The organism is Alteromonas sp. KUL106 (assembly GCF_009811415.1).
GTDB lineage: Bacteria > Pseudomonadota > Gammaproteobacteria > Enterobacterales > Alteromonadaceae > Alteromonas.
Window position 1 is genome coordinate 140,907 of record NZ_BLIG01000027.1, and the last position, 20,928, is coordinate 161,834.

Annotated in this window: 20 protein-coding genes and 1 tRNA gene; 10 read left to right on the top strand and 11 right to left on the bottom strand. The window is 44.2% G+C overall.

Annotation, left to right across the window (positions count from 1 at the left end; translation table 11 throughout):
- The first annotated feature begins 401 nt into the window (after positions 1-401).
- A complete protein-coding gene (locus GVO63_RS10460; protein ID WP_159579700.1) occupies positions 402-1,055 on the top strand; it encodes a hypothetical protein in 654 nt (217 codons plus the stop codon).
- 169 nt (positions 1,056-1,224) lie between these two features.
- Here GVO63_RS10460 and GVO63_RS10465 read toward each other — a convergent pair.
- The 3 genes from GVO63_RS10465 to GVO63_RS10475 form a co-directional block, all read right to left on the bottom strand.
- Positions 1,225-1,301, bottom strand: a tRNA-Val gene (locus GVO63_RS10465).
- Positions 1,302-1,459: 158 nt separating this feature from the next.
- Entirely contained in the window at positions 1,460-2,533 is a 1,074-nt protein-coding gene (locus tag GVO63_RS10470) for a patatin-like phospholipase family protein (protein WP_159494094.1), read from the bottom strand.
- Positions 2,534-2,679: 146 nt separating this feature from the next.
- Entirely contained in the window at positions 2,680-3,108 is a 429-nt protein-coding gene (locus tag GVO63_RS10475) for a MarR family winged helix-turn-helix transcriptional regulator (protein WP_159579702.1), read from the bottom strand.
- A gap of 297 nt (positions 3,109-3,405) precedes the next feature.
- Here GVO63_RS10475 and hmgA point away from each other — a divergent pair, with 297 nt between their 5' ends.
- Together hmgA and hppD are read left to right on the top strand one after the other, a co-directional pair.
- A complete protein-coding gene (gene hmgA, locus GVO63_RS10480; protein WP_159579704.1) occupies positions 3,406-4,701 on the top strand; it encodes a homogentisate 1,2-dioxygenase in 1,296 nt (431 codons plus the stop codon).
- 258 nt (positions 4,702-4,959) lie between these two features.
- On the top strand, positions 4,960-6,033 hold the full coding sequence (hppD, locus tag GVO63_RS10485) for a 4-hydroxyphenylpyruvate dioxygenase (protein ID WP_159579706.1): 1,074 nt from the start codon (positions 4,960-4,962) through the stop codon (positions 6,031-6,033).
- 63 nt (positions 6,034-6,096) lie between these two features.
- Here the strand turns inward: hppD and GVO63_RS10490 are convergent, their stop codons facing one another.
- The gene (locus GVO63_RS10490) at positions 6,097-6,456 is read right to left on the bottom strand and encodes a VOC family protein (RefSeq protein WP_159579708.1); all 360 of its coding nucleotides are present in this window, start codon (positions 6,454-6,456) and stop codon (positions 6,097-6,099) included.
- 656 nt (positions 6,457-7,112) lie between these two features.
- Here GVO63_RS10490 and GVO63_RS10495 point away from each other — a divergent pair.
- From GVO63_RS10495 to GVO63_RS19610, 6 genes are all read left to right on the top strand, one after another.
- A complete protein-coding gene (locus tag GVO63_RS10495; protein ID WP_159494095.1) occupies positions 7,113-7,502 on the top strand; it encodes an ACT domain-containing protein in 390 nt (129 codons plus the stop codon).
- Positions 7,503-7,506: 4 nt separating this feature from the next.
- Positions 7,507-8,007, top strand: a complete 501-nt coding sequence (locus GVO63_RS10500) for a PTS glucose transporter subunit IIA (protein WP_159579710.1) — start codon at positions 7,507-7,509, stop codon at positions 8,005-8,007.
- 354 nt (positions 8,008-8,361) lie between these two features.
- Entirely contained in the window at positions 8,362-8,709 is a 348-nt protein-coding gene (locus GVO63_RS10505; RefSeq protein ID WP_159579712.1) for an ArsC family reductase, read from the top strand.
- Positions 8,703-9,839, top strand: a complete 1,137-nt coding sequence (gene dapE / locus GVO63_RS10510; RefSeq protein ID WP_159494098.1) for a succinyl-diaminopimelate desuccinylase — start codon at positions 8,703-8,705, stop codon at positions 9,837-9,839. Before GVO63_RS10505 ends, dapE begins: the two co-directional genes overlap by 7 nt.
- Positions 9,840-9,854: 15 nt before the next feature.
- Positions 9,855-10,535, top strand: coding sequence for a M15 family metallopeptidase (locus GVO63_RS10515; protein WP_159579714.1), 681 nt, complete (start codon positions 9,855-9,857; stop codon positions 10,533-10,535).
- A 5-nt stretch (positions 10,536-10,540) separates the two neighbouring features.
- A complete protein-coding gene (locus GVO63_RS19610) occupies positions 10,541-10,825 on the top strand; it encodes a DUF2897 family protein (RefSeq protein ID WP_236552120.1) in 285 nt (94 codons plus the stop codon).
- Positions 10,826-10,883: 58 nt separating this feature from the next.
- Here the strand turns inward: GVO63_RS19610 and GVO63_RS10525 are convergent, their stop codons facing one another.
- From GVO63_RS10525 to GVO63_RS10555, 7 genes are all read right to left on the bottom strand, one after another.
- Positions 10,884-11,210: a heavy metal-binding domain-containing protein gene (locus GVO63_RS10525; protein WP_159579716.1), complete on the bottom strand. Its 327-nt coding sequence runs from the start codon at positions 11,208-11,210 to the stop codon at positions 10,884-10,886.
- A 55-nt stretch (positions 11,211-11,265) separates the two neighbouring features.
- Positions 11,266-11,679 carry an HIT domain-containing protein gene (locus tag GVO63_RS10530; protein ID WP_159494102.1) on the bottom strand — a complete coding sequence of 138 codons (414 nt, stop codon included), beginning with the start codon at positions 11,677-11,679 and terminating at the stop codon, positions 11,266-11,268.
- On the bottom strand, positions 11,672-12,703 hold the full coding sequence (astE, locus tag GVO63_RS10535; RefSeq protein WP_159579718.1) for a succinylglutamate desuccinylase: 1,032 nt from the start codon (positions 12,701-12,703) through the stop codon (positions 11,672-11,674). Before astE ends, GVO63_RS10530 begins: the two co-directional genes overlap by 8 nt.
- A gap of 176 nt (positions 12,704-12,879) precedes the next feature.
- Positions 12,880-14,184 carry a bifunctional diguanylate cyclase/phosphodiesterase gene (locus tag GVO63_RS10540; RefSeq protein ID WP_159579720.1) on the bottom strand — a complete coding sequence of 435 codons (1,305 nt, stop codon included), beginning with the start codon at positions 14,182-14,184 and terminating at the stop codon, positions 12,880-12,882.
- A 248-nt stretch (positions 14,185-14,432) separates the two neighbouring features.
- Entirely contained in the window at positions 14,433-16,910 is a 2,478-nt protein-coding gene (locus tag GVO63_RS10545) for a glycogen/starch/alpha-glucan phosphorylase (protein ID WP_159579722.1), read from the bottom strand.
- 218 nt (positions 16,911-17,128) lie between these two features.
- On the bottom strand, positions 17,129-18,781 hold the full coding sequence (pgm, locus tag GVO63_RS10550; RefSeq protein WP_159579724.1) for a phosphoglucomutase (alpha-D-glucose-1,6-bisphosphate-dependent): 1,653 nt from the start codon (positions 18,779-18,781) through the stop codon (positions 17,129-17,131).
- Between the two features lie 46 nt (positions 18,782-18,827).
- Positions 18,828-19,592 (bottom strand): SeqA protein, encoded by a 765-nt coding sequence (locus GVO63_RS10555; protein WP_159579726.1) that lies wholly within the window; start codon positions 19,590-19,592, stop codon positions 18,828-18,830.
- 347 nt (positions 19,593-19,939) lie between these two features.
- Here GVO63_RS10555 and GVO63_RS10560 point away from each other — a divergent pair, with 347 nt between their 5' ends.
- Positions 19,940-20,887, top strand: a complete 948-nt coding sequence (locus GVO63_RS10560; protein ID WP_159579728.1) for a MoxR family ATPase — start codon at positions 19,940-19,942, stop codon at positions 20,885-20,887.
- Positions 20,888-20,928: the final 41 nt, after the last annotated feature.

Here is a 20,928-nt window from a genome sequence, read left to right on the forward strand (position 1 = left end):
TATAGAAAAAAGTAATTGCCACCGCTTAAGTGTAGTCTAAAAAAACTGGCAAGGTCAGTCTTCCAATGAAAATACCGCAAAACATGTCCTTCAAATACCTGAAAAAATCGAAGCAAAATATTGAGTTGTTAGTGATTAAGATGACATGTTTATTGGCCACTTTACGCCTGCTTGTGTTGTTGGGGACATTTGATAAAAATAGAAAGAGTGTACAACTACGGTAAGGTGTCAAAAGTTTTTACAAAAAGACTTGTAACATTACAGTCAAGTCTGCAAACGATTACTTTTTATGATTTTTTTGTTTGGCTAGAATTTTGCTTAACTCGTTCTATCAACTATGAGGGTCGAATAGAATGACTAAAACGTATTCTTTTACAGCTTTGATACTATGCTCGTTAATTATGAGTACGGCACATGCCAGTATTATTTCCGTTGAGTCATATTCAATGCTTAATGGGAATCGGGGAAGCTTCACCTATTTTGATGATAACTACACAGGTTCAGGTAATACGCAAGTGGTGAACGCTTTACTTTCGGGAGGTGTTGGAAAACTTACTGATGGCGTTATTGCTAACCAAATTTGGTGTAATACTGAAAACACAGGGACATGTAATGCATTAGGTCAAGATATTAATGGGCTTTATGTGGGATGGTTTAACCTTAATCCAACTATTACTTTTTCATTTGCATCGGATACGATAATAAACCGCCTCTATATTTACGCAGATGATTCAGAGTATTCACCAATAACGCAAACTGTTACCGAGGGTGCGTTCGGTTATGGAGGTTTGACAGCTCCAACATCAGTCTTTATTTCAGAACTATCGCGGTCTTTTATCTTGGGTAACGTTGCTAATGCTGGTCCCAATACTTATGTGCTTGATTTTGAATCAATAGAGACCGACACACTCACACTACAATTTAATCGAAATACACCGTGGGTCCTCATCAGCGAAATACAATTCGAGAATACAGCTTCGGTGAATGCACCTTCGTCGGCACTGTTGTTGGTTGCTTGTAGTTTGTTTATGCTATTGCGATTAAAGCATAAATAAATTAGCCGGATGCTTATTTAATTCGCTGGACATTAATCAATCTAGCTTAGTACTAATATAAGCCATAATAGCAACGCCCTATATTTCAATTAAAGTCTACTTACTCGATGCTATTGAGCAACGAATAATTTCAAAAAACTTTAAAACGAATTTTTGGAAGAAGAATAGATGGTGCGTCTACCCTGATTCGAACAGGGGACCTCTACCATGTCAAGGTAGCGCTCTAACCAACTGAGCTATAGACGCATTAGATGTTGTATCACCAGAGCGGTGGGCGATTGCCTTTCAACGCCGCGTATCATACTTAGCGAAAACGTTGCCTGCAAGAAAAACTTAACAAAACCGCGTTCAAGTGACTAATTTGACAGCAATTCGGTTGTTTTTTGCAAATCTACCCACCTAAATTACCGCATAGCAAACGGTAATGGCTTTATTGAGTCGACCAACGTGCCATCGTTCACAGCGCGCATAAAATACTCCCCTAACCTATCGGTTTCACTGAGTACCGTTTGCCAATATTTAATACGGGTATCTGCATCAAGCACTTCGAAATCTTTTCTATCAGGTATTTTGCTGTAGGGCAAACTCGCTACGAATGCGGCTGACGGTACAAGCATCACTACATTGTCGTAGCTAGATTGATGAGGCATCCTGCGCTTCAAGCCTTTATCGAACCAACCTGGTATTGGCCTATCGTAAAAGTGGGGATAGAGAACTAATCCTTCATCCGGTCCAAATGACAAATCAAAATGATAATCCACTATTCCGCCATCTCTGTACATTCCAGGCGGAGCCCCCTCAATAGTCTGAACCCCTTCTATAACAACCGGAATCGAGCCCGACGCCAACAGGGCACTGTGGATATTCCCCTGCGTTAAATCGTGGTATTGAGTGGGCAATGCATAGGGATCTTTGATGGCAAAATCTGTATCAGGCGTTGAAAACACATATCGCGTATACAAGCGAGAAAGGTGCTTTCTATTTACCGTGTTTGCTGCGGCACTCATTGCAAGGCCAGAAAGCTGCCTGAACTTATTTTCAAAACGGGTCGCCCCCAAGCATTTCGCCACAATAAGGTGCGCTTTGAACCTAGGGTTAGACAGTACTTCTTGCTTCCCCTTTTCATCTACCATTTCTTCCAACAATGCTTCTGCTTTAGCAGTAATCTCCCGTGGCGTAGGTTTATCGCTATACGTTGTTGTTGAATAGGAAGAGGCTAGACGATTAATTGCGGCAAGCGGATCGTTTTGCACTGCACAAATTGCGCGAAACGCACCCGCTGAAGAACCTATCACGTGTATTTGATGATCAATATTGGCAAACCATTCGGGAAATAACACGCGATCTAGACCTGCAAGGGAAAACCATTTCGGCCCGCCAGAGGCGCCTAAAAAGTAATTGAATATTGCTGGGCAAAAACCGTTTTTCATTATGACTTCTCGTGCTTTTTTACCTGCGTATATTTCTAACGGTGCCACTTCATTTCCTTGCTCATCGTTGGGCGATAAACCCATTATTTTGTCTAATCCGGTGGAATTTAACAGCTAAATGGGTAAAAGTAACCGTTGCGGCCTTTTTTGATGACCTGTTCAGACCACACCTATCTAGCTATATCCTCTATAAACTAAGGGGTAAGCGCGTCTATCACTTTTAGAAATACGCGATACTCATCATCAGTGATATTTTGTAAACGTTTCTTTTGCCATTCGATAACACGAGGTATGATCTTCTGATACATAGCGTTTCCCTCTTGCGATAAGGCGATAAGGCTCGCCCTTTTATCTTTTGGACTTGTCTGCTTTATCACCGCGTTTTTCTTAAGCAAGCGCTCTAGTGCACGAGATACCTGCACTTTGTCTAGGCGAGTCGCCCATGCAATGTCTTTCGCAGTTTTATAGTGCTGTTGATAGTGTTCAAGAGATGCTCCCAGCGTTGCTAAAATACGCCATTCAGGCATAGTCAGCTCGTATGCTTCATACTCTTTTGCAAGAGAGCTGCTTAAATCACTCGCCAACATGGCAACTTTATAGGCAAGCATGTCATTTAACTGCACGTATTTACTCCTGACCTTTATTTTTTAATTACTCTTGGCTCCGGTATTCGTAGGCAAGCTGGGAACTGTGAGGGCCCAACGAATATGGCGTTGATGCTTTTGTTTTTAACCCGTTAGAGATTGAGATAGCTGCTGTGGGTGTCATGCCTGTAAACCTAGCTTACCAAAACTGTCTTTACGCATTGGTGCAGCCTTCCCATCATTATTGATTTACCCAGCATTTATCACTAGCCTAGAACAAATAGTTTCATTTGCAACTAAATTCAGCCTATATAGGGCTCAACCGTGGACAGCGCTATGGAAAACTTATCGTATTTGACCGGCTTTAATAATGAACATGAAACCGAAGCATTACCTGGGGCACTTCCTGTAGGTCAATTCAGCCCACAAAAAGTCAACTACAACCTCTACGCTGAACAATTTAGCAGTACGGCTTTCACGGCACCAAGGGCTGAAAATCGTAGAAGCTGGACATACCGACTCCGCCCTTCAATCGCCATGGGTGACTTCGCTAAAATTGATAATGGCCTAGTGCGCACGGCGCCTGAGACTGATGTTCCCTGTCCGCCAAACGTACTCAGGTGGGATCCGGTTCCACTTCCTAAGCAAGATACAGATTTTGTCGATTCACTTGTTACGATTGCCACAAATGGCGATGCCAGAGCACAAACAGGTATGGGAATACACTGCTATAGTGCCAATGCCAATATGCATAATCGCGTTTTTTACTCGTCTGACGGTGAAATGCTTTTTGTCCCACAGCTTGGGGATATGGAGATGACTACCGAGTTTGGGAAGCTTCATGTATCGGTGGGTGAGATAGCCGTTATTCCTAGAGGCGTGCGCTTTGCTATCAAGCCATTAAATGGCCCTATACGTGGTTATATTTGTGAAAACTACGGCCATCCTTTTGTTTTACCGGAACGTGGGCCGGTTGGGGCAAACGGTTATGCCAATCAACGGGATTTTTGTTATCCGACAGCTTGGTTTGAGGATAATGACACCCCCCACACCATGATAAATAAGTTCTGCGGCAACCTATTTGAAGCGCACCTTGATCACTCACCGTTTGACGTCGTGGCTTGGGTAGGAAATTCGGCACCTTATAAATACGACCTATCCCGGTTTAATGTCATAAACACGGTGAGCTTTGATCACCCAGACCCATCTATATTTACTGTGCTTACCTCACCGTCAGAGTTTGAAGGCACTGCTAACGTGGACTTTGTTATTTTTCCACCCAGATGGATGGTTGCAGAGAACACGTTCCGTCCTCCTTACTACCATAGAAATATTATGAGTGAGTTTATGGGGTTGATAGAAGGTATGTACGACGCTAAAGAACATGGCTTTGTGCCAGGCGGCATGAGCCTGCACAACTGCATGACGCCTCATGGCCCTGAAGCAGAGGTCTTTGAAAAAGCGTCAAATGCTTCGCTATCTCCCCAGCGCTATGAGAATACATTGGCGTTTATGTTCGAGTCGCGATATGCCATTGCCCCTACCGAATTTGCTATGAATAGTGATATACGTCAGCGCGACTATCTTGCTTGTTGGAAAGGCCTGAAAAAGTACTACAACGGTGAAAAGTAACAACCAGCGTTTTATGTACTGTTTGGTGGACACTTAAACATACGAGCAGCACCACTCTTTTTCCAATTATTTCAATTAATTGGATGCTTTTTCCAATCGTTAATTGCGCTTTAGAGCAACAACTGAAAACAAAACGTTACAGTTGTGCTTTCCAGCGCAAAAAAAGCGTTGTCATACCTGCTATTGCTTGGTTTTTCACTGCACACTTACAATCAAGCAACAATTATAAAATGTATCTTACGTTGAGGATGTAACGCTATGGCTGATTTATTTGATAACCCAATTGGTTTAGATGGGTTTGAGTTCTTAGAATTCACGGCACCAAAGAAGGGAATTTTGGAACCTATTTTCGAAGCAATGGGTTTTACCCGCGTTGCCCGCCACAAGTCGAAAGACGTAGAGTTATGGCGTCAAGGCGATATCAACTTATTGAGCAATTATGAGAAAAATTGCCACGCTGGCTACTACGCTGAAGAACATGGTCCATCTGCATGCGGCATGGCATTTCGCGTTAAAGATTCGCAACACGCTTATAAAGAAGTGCTTTCTCGTGGCGCACAGCCAATGGACACGCACACTGGCCCGATGGAGTTAAAGCTGCCGGCTATTAAAGGTATTGGCGGCGCTATGCTTTATCTTATCGACAGATATGAGGGCGAAAACACCATTTATGATATCGATTTTAACTGGATTGAAGGGGTTGATCGCCACCCTGAAGGCTGTGGTTTTCATACGCTTGATCACCTTACCCATAATGTCTACCGTGGGCGCATGGACTTCTGGGCTGGATTTTATGAGAAGCTGTTTAATTTCAGGGAAATTCGCTATTTTGATATTAAGGGCGAGTACACCGGGCTGCTATCAAAGGCAATGACCGCGCCTGATGGCAAAATTCGTATACCGTTAAACGAAGAAGCCGTCGGTGGTGGCGGCCAAATAGAAGAGTTTTTGATGAAATATAATGGCGAAGGTATACAGCACATTGCCTTCGCTTGCGACGACCTGGTAGCGTGTTTAGATAAGCTTAAAGCTAAAGGCATGAAGTTTATGACGCCTCCTCCAAACACGTATTATGACATGCTTGAGGACCGTCTTCCCGGGCACGGTGAAAACGTAGACGAACTTCAAAAACGCGGCATTCTATTAGATGGCACCACAGAAAATGGTGAACCTCGATTACTGCTTCAAATCTTCTCTGAAACTGTGTTTGGCCCCGTATTTTTTGAGTTTATTCAACGTAAACAAGACGAAGGCTTCGGAGAAGGAAACTTTAAAGCGTTATTTGAATCAATTGAACGCGACCAGGTCAACCGTGGCGTACTAAACAAATAACCGTATTAACAAAATCGAAGGCAGGGGAAGTAATGCTTACGTTATTTTGCCCTGCTTTCCACTTTACCCTTTCTCGTAAAGTGCACATGCGGCGCCGCTAGGGTCGGTAATGACGCAAAAGCTATCGTTTCCATGATGTCGAATTGTTCCGATTTGAGTTCCGCCATGCTTTGTCACTGCATTAAGCGCAATCTCTAAATTCTCAACGGTAAAATAGTTTATCCACCCGCTTGGATAATCGGCGTTGACGCCTCGTTTATGACAGATGCCACCCACTGGCGTACCGTCGCTTTTCATTACTACGTAGTCACTGTAACCACCCATGTCTATTGCTTCTTTTTTCCAGCCCATAACGGCTTCATAAAAGCTTACCAGTTCGTCTGCATTTTTAGTGGTGATATCACACCATGATGCATCAGCCATATCCTTTGTCTCCTTCAACCAATAATCAGGTTTACCAAGGGTAACTATAGTCCAAGAACAGCCGTCATGTATCATACCAATCCGCATAGATCATTACCCAATCAGCCAGAGTTAAAATGTTCGTAATCGCTGCGTGTTACCGCAGATATAGTGGTTCTACATCAAGGTGACACAACAAAGAGTACGGACATTTTAAACTCGCCCTTCGGGAAGGTCTTTCGTTTACGCATAAAAATGCATAATCCAACAACTATTCACCACTTAGTCACTGTTCACGGATCGCGCTCGACAACTTTTTTAGTTTGGGTTGGCTTTACGACGTTTTTTTTATACAAGATCAATAAGGCAACGGGTGATTTTCTGTTGCGATTTTTTGAAAAAAGCGACTATTGTCAAGGGAAGAAATTGCAAAAATCCTAAACATTTTTTATTTTAATGGTAGACACAGCCTGTGGAAAATGCTTGTGAATTCAAGAATGTTATCCACTGCACATTGTTTGTACAGTTTAATTTATCATTATTATTCATATACTTATAACAAGACCCCAAACTACTCAACAAACTTATCCACAGATTAAGTGGATAACACGTAGAAGTTAGCCACAGTTAGTGGTTTAATGTGAATATCTTCGAAGTTTTCATTTTCTTGGTTTCTCATGCCCAAACAAACGCTTTTAGTCAGAGAGTCATTATTCACTATTCATAGCCTCGATCCCCAAAGTGCTATTCCGGCTTCCGTTCTTAATAGCCCGCTTTTTTTTCTGGGAAAAACTGAGGATGAACTGTCTATTGTGGTACCTGATTCCGTAGAAGTAGACTCACTAGACAGTGATGAAGGATGGCGAGCACTCGAACTACTCGGTCCGTTGCATCTGTCGATGGTAGGCATCATGGCACAAATTGGTGAAGTGTTGGCGTCAGCAAAAGTGGCGATCTTCGTTGTATCAACATTTGAAACCGACTTTTTTCTGGTCAAAGATACAAAGCTGAAAGCCGCGATAAATGCTTTAAAAAAGGCGGGTTACACGGTAAACGAGGATCACTAGAGCCGTGAATACTAAACAACTTCAGTTCGCACCGGAAAAATTCAAAAAAGAGTTTTACACCTTAAGCCCATTTTCAGGCCAGGTAGTGCCTATCTGTGAACTCGATGAGCCGTTTTTCAAAAGAGGTTACATGGGGCCCGGTGCCGCAGTCACCTCTACATCCAATACCATTGTGTCGCCATTTGATGGCAAAGTATTAGGTATAGCCCCATTAGACTATGCTGTTGATATACAGTCAAAAGCGGGTCTCAAGTGCAGAGTGAAATATGGCGGCGACACGAGCCATCTTCACGGCGCACAGTTTGTGTGTTCACTTAAACCCGGCGACAGCATATCGACCAAACAAACGCTGTTCACGGTTAACGCTGCGTGGTTAAAACAGCGGGGTATAAACACTACCTGTGTGATAACGGTGCTTAACTCACAGGCACTTCTCGGTGTGGTGCCCACACATCAACGGTTTGTAGAAGCCGGAACTGACGCCCTTTTTACGCTGTATCTCTAGGGCGTGTTGATTTTTACTGTACGAATTTCGGTCTATATGAAAGCATTTTAATCGCGAAACAGCCCCGCAGGCATAGTTGTTCTGCGTCAAAGGGCTGTGACCACTTCAAATAGGTATTTCAAAGTTCAACATACCTAAGACTTCGCGTTAAAAATACACCGCAAGTGAGTTTATCAACGTACCAACAGCTTGTATGATGTGACACAAAGGTTCACGAATCACTTATTCGCTGATTTTGATGCAGCTTTGCTTTTCTATAATGTATCGCTCATCTCTAAGACGGCGTTTTTGCCGGTACTGTGTAAAACAGTGTCGTGCATTTAAAAAAACAAAAGTAGTACGGAAGAATTCATCATGAGCACTATCCTTTACGGGATCCCAAACTGTGACACCATAAAAAAAGCCAAGAAATGGTTAACTGATAACGACGTGTCGTTTTCATTTCACGATTATCGCAAAGACGGTATTGATAGCGATTTTCTTGTGCGAGCAGAGGCTGAGTTAGGCTGGGAAGCCATGCTTAACAAACGCGGTACCACTTTTCGTCAATTAGACGAACAGGAAAAGGCTTTTTTGGATAAAGATAAAGCACTTGCACTGCTTGAGCTTCACCCGGCTATGGTTAAACGCCCTATTCTTCTCCATAACAACACGTTTCACATTGGCTTTAAACCGGCACAGTATGAGGAAATATTTTGTTAAACGACTCTGTTATTGATATCGCCAAGCAATTGATTAATCGCCGCTCTGTAACGCCAGAGGACGCGGGCTGCCAAGACGCAATGAGTGAATTCTTAGGCGCGTTGGGTTTTGATAATGAATCCATGGTGTTTGAGGACACCACTAACCTGTGGTCTCGTCGCGGGAAAGAAGGCCCAGTATTCTGTTTTGCAGGTCATACCGATGTAGTACCCAGCGGTCCTGAAGACGCATGGAAAACGCCGCCATTTATTGCCACTGAAGTTGAGGGCTACCTGCATGGACGCGGTGCCGCAGATATGAAAGGCAGCCTTGCTGCTATGCTCGTCGCTACCCGTGAGTTTGTGAATAAATACCCCGACCATAAAGGCAGTATTGCATACCTCATTACCAGCGACGAGGAAGGACCTTTTATCAACGGTACCACTCGCGTTATCGATACCCTTGAAGCACGCAATGAGAAGATTGACTGGTGTATAGTTGGTGAGCCGTCATCAACCGATGAAGTTGGTGACATTGTTAAAAACGGTCGTCGTGGTTCGTTAACGGGCGATCTTGTTGTTAAAGGAATTCAAGGGCATGTTGCCTACCCTCACTTGGCAAAAAATCCAGTACACAGTGCCATGGCGGCCCTAGACGAACTGGCCAAATCTCATTGGGATAACGGCAATGACTTTTTCCCGCCGACGAGTTTTCAAATCTCTAACATTCACGCGGGAACAGGTGCAGGTAATGTGATCCCAGGTGAACTGCACGTTTGCTTTAACTTCCGCTTTTCAACAGAGGTTACTGATCAGATTCTCATTGAGCGGGTAACCCGCATTCTCGATGCCCACGAGTTAGAATACGACATAAAGTGGACATTCAACGGTCAGCCTTTTTTAACCGACACCGGTGCATTGCTGGAGGCAACGCAAGGTGCTATTGAAGCAGTGAAAGGTACCCCTACCGTACTTTCTACTGCTGGCGGTACGTCTGACGGACGCTTTATTGCACCAACAGGCGCACAAGTAATAGAACTAGGCCCGGTGAACGCTACGATCCACAAAATAGACGAATGCGTAAAAATGTCTGATTTAGAACAGCTTGCTGATATGTACTATGGCATTTTAGAACGTTTACTCGCCAAGTAGCGCTATCTGGTGAATATGAAATCAGTAACAAAAGAAGAATGGCTGGGGCAGCGCAACGATCACCTCGTTGATGCTGGCAACGGCCATAGACTTCATTGCGACGTTATCTCTCCTTTTTTAGCGATGCAAGATGCCGCGCAAAAAGAAGGCATTGACCTACAATTAGTCAGTAGTTACCGCGATTTCGATAAACAAACGGCCATTTTTAATCGAAAGTGGTTAGGCCAAGCGCCGCTTCTTGATGTTCATGGCGTTCCCCTACGGTTTAGCAACCTCAGTGATGATGACAAGCTCCACGCTATTTTAACGTGGTCGGCATTACCAGGGGGGAGCCGTCACCACTGGGGAACCGATATCGACGTTTATGATCGCGCATCAGTTAAACGCTGGGGGGGCGATTTCAACCTTGTTGAAAGTGAGTACCAAGGGAACGGACCTTGTCACACATTGGCATGCTGGCTGGATGAAAACATGCAGCGCTTTGGCTTTTTTCGCCCGTTCTCAGAACATAAAGGCGGCGTAGCTGTCGAACCATGGCATTTAAGTTTTAAGTCAACGGCAATGGTTTTTGAGCGTTCTAGAAACGTTAGCGACTTAACAGGCGCCATTGAAAAAAGCGATATATTAGGCAAAGCCAGTGTTTTACGAAACTTACCAAGCCTTTTTAATCGGTATGTTTTAAATAACGGGGTATAAACACTATGAGTACGACTTGGGTAATTGTGATCATTGTTTTAGTGTTGGGTGTGGTCGTTGGAAACATTACACTGCTTAAATACAGTGCCAAATTTAAATTTCCAACCCCATCGAAGCCCTATGACGACGATCAAGATGCCGCTTGTGATAAAGACCATCTCGCCGGATCACAGACTGATGAATCCGACGCAAACCGTTCACATAGGGCTGAAGAAACCGGCAACGTTACAGACGTAACTAAGGAAACTAGTGACGAAACTAAGGAGCATAACCGTAAAACAACAAATTAATATTACCGATAATGCCTCTTTGGTGGCCCTTATTTAAGGGCTTCCCGCGTAGACCTACTTACAGCGGGCTTATTCTCACCGCAGTGCCGCTAATGCTTACCATAAGCATACTGCCTTTATCGCCAATGACTTGATAGTCCAAATCGATACCTACTACCGCATTCGCTCCCATGCTTCTTGCTTCATGTTCGAGTTCAGTAAACGCGAGTTTACGCGCCGTGGTTAGCTCTTCTTCATACGAACCCGAACGTCCACCCACGATGTCTCTAATCGAGGCAAAAAGATCTTTGAAAACGTTTGCGCCCATAACGGCCTCACCGACGACTATGCCGTAGTAGGCCTCAATTTTGTGCCCTTCTAGGGTTGGGGTAGTTGAAACAATCATAAATAACTCCTTTTAATATAAGCGTTAATCTTAAAAGTTGGCGCGGTTGTGGCGCTCACTGGGTATTGCTTTTAAACCATGCCCTAAGAGATTCAATACGCGCTTCAGCTTCGCTAGCATCATAGGCTACCGCTGGCTGATTTCCCCAAACTGGTTTTGGCCACGCGCAATCAGATTCAAAACGCGCCACGTGATGTACGTGCAGTTGACGCACTACGTTGCCGATAGCTGCCACGTTAAGTTTAAATGGCGCAAACAAGTGCTGTATTGCTCTGGACGCAAGGGCCGATTCTTTTAACAACCTGATTTGCTCGTCTTCCGTTAAGTCAATAATCTCGGCAATGTCGTTTTTCATCGGCACCAAAATAAGCCACGGAAACTGGCTGTCATTCATTAACAGTACACGACAGAGCGAAAGATCACAGACAAAAAATGTATCATTGTGTAAACGGCTATCTAATTTAAACATCGAGAGTATCCAACGTAGTCGGCACAACGGTTAGCAGCGCGCGTTGCCCTATCGCCACTTTAGCATTGGGAAATACAATAGCCTCACCATCTTGTTCAGCGACATATTGTTTGCCGGGCTCAGAAGCTAATACCGTGCCTTTGGGATAATCAGTAAAATTCGGGGTATCATCATCAAAGTGAAGCTCAAACTGCTCTTCATTGCGGTTGATCACCTGATTTACACGATAAATATCGAGGTCATTCATGTCGACAGTTGGCGCATAATTATCCTGAGTAATAAGCTGTGTTATCGCGTTCTTCGCATCTTCAAACCGACGCATATCGTTTTGGCCGAATGGACGAACTTTACCCAGCTCGACAGTAAATGCATGCGCATTGTGCTGATAGGACGAGAAGTAGCTAAATGTGGTGGTAGCGCTTTCTGACAACAAAATGGTTTTCACCCCACAGGCTGCCAAGAACGCAAGTTGTCCTTTGCTGTGAATTCTGTCGTGTAAATAAGGGTATACTGCGAATTTTTCATTTTTTGAAGCGCGAATAGCGGTATGCAAATCGTAGTGATAGCGAGTACCTTCAGCTGCATTAAAAAACGAGGATACAGCATCCTCAAGTTCTTTTGCGCGTATCCGCTCTGCATTCACCAACCCCTCGCCTTTTGAATGAGCGCCACTAAACAAGCGATTCATGTTTTCCTCGACAAAGCGTTCGGCAATATCCATTGCCGGTAAATTGCCAAATAAAAACAACACATCATGCGACAAGCTAATCGCGCCTGTGAGGATTGAGCTAACCAAATCGTCGCAAATTTCGATTGGTGCGGTTTCGTTACCATGCACGCCGCACGACAGAACAATTCGCTTTTTTGGTTTTGAAGATGATTGCACTGAAAAACTGATGATGCCTGGTGCAGTTATATCGACGCATGTCCCATTAGAGAGTTTGAATTGCTGAGGTTTTTCGAATAACTCGGGGTGGCGACGAGATAAGCTTAAAAAATTGCCATTTTCGATGAGTTCTTGCATGAGCTTTTGCTTAACGACTCTGTCTGATATAAATGACCGATAGTGTACCGAGGCAGGCAAAAAAAATCACGTCAACTCAGTATTTTATTGTTGCTAGCTGTAAAACCAATCCGCATAGATAACGAAGAGCAAAGAACGTACGAAGGTGAAAACAAATTTACTTCAGGAGTGGCTAGCTAGGCCTTGAGTCTTGTGGGTGAATTACCGATGATAATTTCTTGTTGGGCAAGGTTAACGAAATCATTAAACGGGATAGCCCTAGAAAACAAATACCCCTGGCCTTGCGATACATTAATTTCCCGTAAAATATGGAGCTGCGCTATCGTTTCAATTCCCTCCGCGACAACACTGCATCCTTTCGCTTGACCGATAATTTTAGCCGCTTCGATGATGGCTTTGTTCACAGGGTCCCCTTCTAACTCCATGACAAACGACTTATCTATTTTCAGCGCATCCAGATTGAGATCTCTAATGTAGGCTAGGTTTGAGTAACCTTTCCCAAAATCGTCAACGGAAATAGATACGCCTAAACTGCGCAACTCATCTAATTGTTTTTTAACCATCAGTGAGTTTGATAAAGCGACATCTTCGGTCAATTCAAGCTCTATCAGCGATAAGGGCATGTCGTACGTTTCACTCAACATGGTAAGTGTGGGCACTAACTGATTGTCATATAGCTGCGTTGGCGAAATATTGACTGACAACACAATAGGCATTTTAAGTGCTTTAAGCTGAACCAGCGCCCTGAAAGCCTGCTCCAACGTCCAGTACCCAAGTTCATTCATCATATTGTAAGATTCAGCCGCTTCGATGAGCGGGCCCGGAAATAGCACGCCATCTAAGGGGTGATTCCAGCGTAACAGACACTCAGCACCTATCACGCTGAGCGTTGTTAAATCGACTTTAGGCTGATAATAAAGCTCTAGTTCATTTTGGGCTAAGGCGCGTTTTAAATCCGCTTTGAGCGCCAAACTTCTTCCCGTGTCAGTTTTATCTGACTTGGCTAATGCAAAATAGTTTTCGTATTTATTCTCTTTTGCCTGCTTTAGGGCCGTTTCCGCTCGGGAAACAAAGCTTGTAATGTCAAATTCAGACTGATCGCTACACACGACACCCACATTAAAATCGGCAATAAAGGCTGTACCGTCATAATGCATAGGTGTTTTAAAATGTTCGACAAGACGCTCAAACATTTGACGCATATATTCTTCATTATTCGTGTTACTAAAAACAACGCCAAATACATCGCCGCTAATACGACCTACAAAAGCGGTATGTCCAAAAAGAAGCTGAATACGGTTTGCAATTTCAAGTAAAAAGCGGTCGCCGATGTGGATCCCCAAGCTCGTGGTTACGTCTGAAAAACGCACCACATCCACCAACATCAAGGAAATTGAGGCACTATTAGATGCTTGTTTTGCAATGCTATCGATAAACGAAAATCGATTCGGAATGGTTGCCAGTGATGTATGGTGGCTCATGATGTTTTCCTTGAGCTCTACGCTTCGAGGTACTAAAAACAACTACTTATATAAAAGCATGACTGCGCAATAGGCGCAACGGCGCTAACGTATTATTTTGAATACTTGTTTATATCATTAAACAACAATAGCTGAAATAGTCAGAAAACGCCTTTATTATTTAAAGCGCAATTCTATTCAAACTGTATTACAAAACAAAAAACCCGGCTAGTTTAGCACTGCCGGGTTCTTTATATCGCGTTCTACGATTAGCCTTCAATCTTACACGGTGAAAGCTTCCAAACACGCTCTACATAGTCACGTATTGAGCGATCTGAGGTAAATTTACCCATTTTCGCCGTGTTGATAATAGCCATCTCCGCCCAGCGTTCTTTGTCGCGATATGCCGCGTCAACTGCGATTTGCGCGTCAGAATAGGCGCGGAAATCTGCCAATACCATGTACGGGTCGCCATGATCTAGCAAGCTTTGCTTGATAGACACAAGTGCACCTGGCTTACCTGGCGTGAAGTAATCGGTTTCTAACCAATCTAGCACCGCTTTAATTTCTGAGTCTTTGTAGTAGTAATCGTATGGGTTGTAACCCTTCGCCTTAAGCTCGTTTACTTCTTCAACAGTTAACCCGAAGATGAAGATGTTGTCGTCGCCCACTTCTTCAGCAATTTCAACGTTTGCGCCATCTAGCGTACCGATTGTCACCGCACCGTTTAGCGCTAGTTTCATGTTTCCGGTACCCGACGCTTCTTTACCTGCCGTACTGATTTGCTCAGACACATCAGCAGCAGGGATCATTTTCTCAGCAAGCGATACGCGGTAGTTTGGCAAGAAAGCAATCTTTATCTTGTTGTTAACGCGTGGATCGTTGTTAATTTTGTCTGCCACTTTATTGATAGCATAAATAATATCTTTAGCTAGCTTGTAGCCAGGTGCCGCCTTCGCGCCGAAAACAAACACGCGAGGGTGCATATCGTAATCAGGATTTTCAAGAATACGACGGTACAACGCCATGATGTGCAACAATGCCAAGTGCTGGCGCTTATACTCGTGCAGACGCTTAATTTGCACGTCAAAAATAGCGTTGACATCTACGTCTAAATCCAGAGATTTGCGAATTTCATCAGCCAACAGTTCCTTGTTTTCCAGTTTCACTTTCATGAATTGCTTCTGGAACGTTTTGTTGCTTGCGAATTTTGCCAAGCCTTGAAGCTTGTCCAGGTCACGAGGCCAGTCTTCACCTATTTTCTTATCGATGAGCTTAGACAAGCCGGGGTTACATGCTTTCAACCAGCGACGAGGCGTGATCCCGTTAGTCACGTTAGTGAGTTTGCCAGGATAGAGTTCATCGAACTCAGGGAACAATGATGATTTAACAAGGCGAGAGTGCATTTCTGCTACGCCGTTAACCGCAAAAGAGCCAATCACCGAAAGGTGACCCATGCGTACCATTTTCTCATTGCCTTCTTCGATAATAGAAAGCTTTTCCTTCATGGCATTATCACCCGGCCATTTCTTATCGACTTCGGCCATAAAGCGATGGTTAATTTCGTAAATTATTTCTAAGTGACGAGGAAGGATTTTCTCAATCATTCGAGCAGGCCACTTTTCTAATGCTTCTGGCAATAAGGTATGATTCGTATACGCAAACACCTTAGTACAGATGCCCCACGCTTCGTCCCATCCCAGTTCAGCTCGGTCAACCAAGATACGCATAAGCTCTGGTACAGAGATAGCAGGATGCGTGTCGTTTAGCTGAATAACAACCTGATCTGCAAAACGGCTCCAATCATCACCGTGCGCGCGCTTGTAGCGACGGATAATGTCTTTCAGTGAACATGAGCAGAAGAAATACTGCTGAATTAAACGTAGTTCTTTACCCGCTTCTGTTTCATCGTTCGGGTAAAGTACTTTAGAAATGGTTTCTGCCTGCACATTTTCACGCTGTGCATCGACATAACCACCTGCATTAAATACGTCCCAATTGAAGTAGCCAGATGCTTCTGACTGCCACAAACGCAGCACGTTCACGGTTTTACCTTCGTAGCCCACTACAGGAATGTCCCACGGTACACCTTTGACGATAGAACCTGGATGCCATTCTTTTAGTACACGACCGTTTTCACCATATTTGGTCTCTACGTAGCCGTATAACGATACTTCTTGAGTAGATTCTGGACGGCAAATCTCCCATGGATTGCCGTAATCACGCCAGCTGTCTGGGCGCTCAATTTGCGCACCGCTTTTAATTTCCTGACGGAATAAGCCGTGTTCATAATGAATTCCGTAGCCGATAGCAGGCAATTCCATTGTCGCTAAAGAGTCAATAAAGCACGCTGCTAGACGACCTAAGCCACCGTTACCCAGCGCCATATCTGGCTCTTCTTCAAGAATATCTGAAATTTCCACGCCAAGCTCTTTCAATGCACCACTTGCTACATCAAATAAGCCAAAATTTTGCAGGTTGTTTGATAGCAAACGCCCCATTAGGAATTCAGCAGAAAAGTAATGAACGGCACGCGTATCGTTTAGGTAGTGGGTTTTCTGCGTCTTGCGCAATCCTTCTAGCACTTGCTCTTGAATTGCTGCACACGTCGCTTTCCACCAAGCGTGATTGTTTGCTTTATTTTCGTCGGTACCTAGCGTGCAGTGCAGGTGTCTAATAACGGCAGATTTAAAAGCCGCTTTATCGATGACTGGAGAGGGTTGCGTCTTGGTCGCTTTTGCGTTCATTTTGCGTCTCACTCTTAAATAAGAAATGGCGTTTTCACACCGAAAAGTAATTTAATTACAAAATATCTTACGAATATGACAGCAATATATCAGTACTTAAACGATTATGTTGTAATAATTTTGTTAAAATTACAAAAAATCGCATGAATTCGTATGCATTCATGCGATTTTTAACATTTTATTTACATAAACTCGTTTAAAGCGGTTTAATTTTGAGCTTATTTTATAATTCTGCCCACTAACACTTCAGCCTCAGCAATCAATTCTTGTAAGTGACTTTCACCATTAAAGCTTTCAGCATAAATTTTATAAATCTGTTCGGTGCCAGAAGGTCGCGCTGCGAACCAACCATTCTCCGTTGATACCTTAACGCCACCGATAGCGGCATTGTTGCCCGGTGCATGGGTTTGCACAGCAGTGATGGGCTCTCCTGCCAGGGTATCGCTCGTTACTACCGACGCATCCATGGCAGATAGCTTCTGCTTCTGTTCAAGTGTCGCAGCCACATCAACTCGGCTGTATACAGGGGCTGCAAACTTTTCTGTAAGCGCAATATAATGCTCACCAGGATCTTTACCGGTAACCGCAAGGATCTCTGCCGCTAACAAGCACAAAATAAAGCCGTCTTTATCTGTCGCCCACGTGCTGCCATTTCGTTCAAGGAAAATACCGCCTGCACTTTCCTCGCCTGCAAAGCCGATGGTGCTGTTTGACAGCCCGTCAACGAACCATTTGAAACCTACGGGCATTTCCGCAAGCGGCTTGCCTAAGCTTTTCGCAACGCGATCTATCATACTGCTTGAAACTAGGGTTTTGCCTATTTTCAAATCGCTTGGCCACTCTGAGCGGTGTGTATACAAATAGTTTATTGCAACAGCCAGATAATGGTTCGGGTTCATCAACCCTACACTTTTGCACACGATACCGTGACGGTCGAAGTCCGGGTCGTTGCCCCAGGCTAAATCAAAATTATCTTTAAGCTCAATAAGCCCTGCCATAGCGTAGGCTGACGAACAATCCATTCGGAGCTTACCGTCTTTGTCACGACGCATAAAACCAAACTGGGGGTCAACGGCGTCATTCACTACAGTGATATCTAAGCCGTATTTCTCTGAAATACGTGACCAATACCCTACTCCGGCACCACCCAACGGATCTGTGCCGAGTTTTAAGTTCGCTTTAGAAATGGCTTCCATATCGATAACGTTTGCTAAGTCTTCGATGTAAGGTTCCATAAAGTCTTCTTCACGAACCAATTTACGAGATTTAGCTTGGCGAATATCAATACGCTGAACATCTTTGTTGCCGTCAGCAATGAATGCATTAGCACGGTCTTGAATTTGCTTCGTTACGTCGCTATCCGCAGGACCACCATGAGGCGGATTATATTTAAAACCACCATCTGAAGGAGGATTATGAGAAGGAGTGATAACGATGCCGTCGGCTTTGTCAGCATTATCCGCTCGGTTATACCGGATGATAGTGCGAGAAATAACCGGGGTGGGCGTGTACCCCATACTTTCGTTATCTTCTCGTTGCACAACAACATCAACGCCATTTGCACACAATACTTCTATAGCGGTAATCATGGCTGGCTCAGATAGCGCGTGGGTATCCTTACCGATGTATAAAGGCCCGTTAATACCTTCTTGTTTACGATATTCTACCAATGCCTGGCAAATCGCACTGATATGGGTATCAGTAAAGGTCGCGTCAGAGGCCGTTCCTCTATGACCAGAGGTCCCAAAAGAAACCCCTTGGCCCGGGTCGTTTATATCCGGTTTAAAGCTGTAATACTGGCTTACTAATTGCGCTACATTAATAAGTTGTTCTTTTGCTGCATGCTTACCAGCTTGCGGATGTAATGCCATGAAAAAGTCCTTATCTAGAAGTCGTGTTGAGGCCTAATGCCTTTTTTTACTTACCCTCTGATGTGAACCGTGCGATAACGGATTCAACAACATCTGGCTGGTAACCCAAAATACGCAAAACTTGTTCCAGCATGTTTGTTTTTTTAGCCGTATTATTGTTTGTTACTACCCAAAAAGCGCTATCCGGAATAGCTTTAGGGTTTGTGCTGCTGCCATTTTCAAGTAGCGCTTCTTTGCTTGTTGCAAAGTAGGTACGGTTTTTACCTTTTATGCTTTCCACGCTAGAGAAATTGTCTGCATTAAGCTTGTGCGCTGCACTTAAAACAAACAAAAACTGGTCAACGCGCTTCGTGAACGTCGCTAACGCATCTTTTGTTACTGCATCAAGAATATCGCGTTTAGTGTGCGTCTCACTCTCAGCCACAAAAGCAGATGTTGTAGACGCGGTGTCAGGCGCCGTTTTCGCTGGTGAGGCCGCTTTAACCATCGATTTTTTAGCCGCGGCTTTTACCGGTGAGGTAGTTCCGGTGCTTTTGGCCGGTGCTTTTTTAGCGCCACTTACAGACTGACGTTTAACGGGTGCTTGAGTGGCTGCGTTTACGTTAGCTTCAACAGCAAACTCTTCAGTAGCCCCCTCTGCACTTGTATTTTTTATTTCATTGTTGTCCGCTCGTGCCGAGATGCCATGAGATATAGCGCCATCCTCAGGTAACAGTAAACGTCTTAAAATTTGCGATGCACTCTCACCAATATGTTTAGTCTGGCTGGCGATGAAGGCATATAAATCGTCATCTATTTCAATGCTTTTCATAACTACTTCCTTTTTAAGATGCACCATTATAGACAACACAGATAAACTCCGCAGCACTAAATAACACTTGTTTTAAGGTTTATGTATAGATATCCCTTATTCACTCCCTTTACCCACTTTTCATTTATTTATAAGTTTCTATTCGCTGATGAACCGCTGTGCGGTCTGCCGCTTTGCGCAACGAGCGCTTGGGCGCGTTAACCAAATATACCTGCGTATAAAATAACACAGGTAAGACAATAGAAAGCGCCACGCTATCGTTGCTAGTATTAAAGGTAGAACAGAATCACATTCAATCTGCTAAGTTTAAGTGTGACAGAAACTTTTTAAACGTAAGTGACCAATTTATGCACAAAGAAATCATTCGTGTTCAGCAAGCCCTTAGTCAGAAGATCATTGGTAAAGATCACCAGTTGAAACTCGCGATTACGTGTTTACTTGCCAATGGTCACTTACTCATTGAAGACTTACCTGGTATGGGTAAAACCACCCTGTCCCACGCGCTCTCGCAGGTTTTTGGGCTTCAATATGCGCGCATTCAATTTACTTCAGACCTGCTCCCCTCAGACATGTTAGGTGTTAATATTTTTCACTCTCACGAAAGTGACGACGAAAAACGCTTTTCTTTTAGACACGGCCCCATTTTCAGCCAAGTGGTGTTGGCCGACGAACTAAATAGAGCAAGCCCAAAAACACAAAGCGCACTGTTAGAGGCAATGGAGGAACGCCAAGTGAGTATTGACGGGGTTACCCATGCGCTGCCCTCTCCATTTTTTGTCATTGCCACGCAAAATCCTAGTTATCAATCGGGCACGTATCCGCTACCAGAGTCACAGCTAGACCGTTTCTTTATGCGAATTTCTTTAGGCTATCCGGCGTGGGAGGCGGAAAAGGCGATGCTTATGCAACGGGATGCGTCAGCCCCGCTTGGGCAAATTTTAAGTGAAGCGAATTTACACGAGATGCAGAGACGCGTATCTGCAATTCACACCAGCGATGCCATTCTTCATTACATATTGCGACTGGTTAGTGAAAGCAGAGAAAGCCATGACTATCCGAACCCTCTCTCCCCAAGAGCCAGCCGAGCGCTTCTTCAAGGCGCGAAAGCATGGGCATTTGTTTCTGATAGGGATTACGTTACCCCAGAAGATGTACAGGCCGTATTCATAGCAATTACCGCCCACAGGCTAACACTATCTTCCCATTCACTCTCTCAGGGACAGCAGGCTAATGGGTTTGATGGTGAAAAGCTCAGTCAAAAGTTACTTGATAGCGTTGATCCTTTGGCAGCCTGACATTGACAGGGTCGTGGAGCACTACGAGTGGGTAAAGCTCG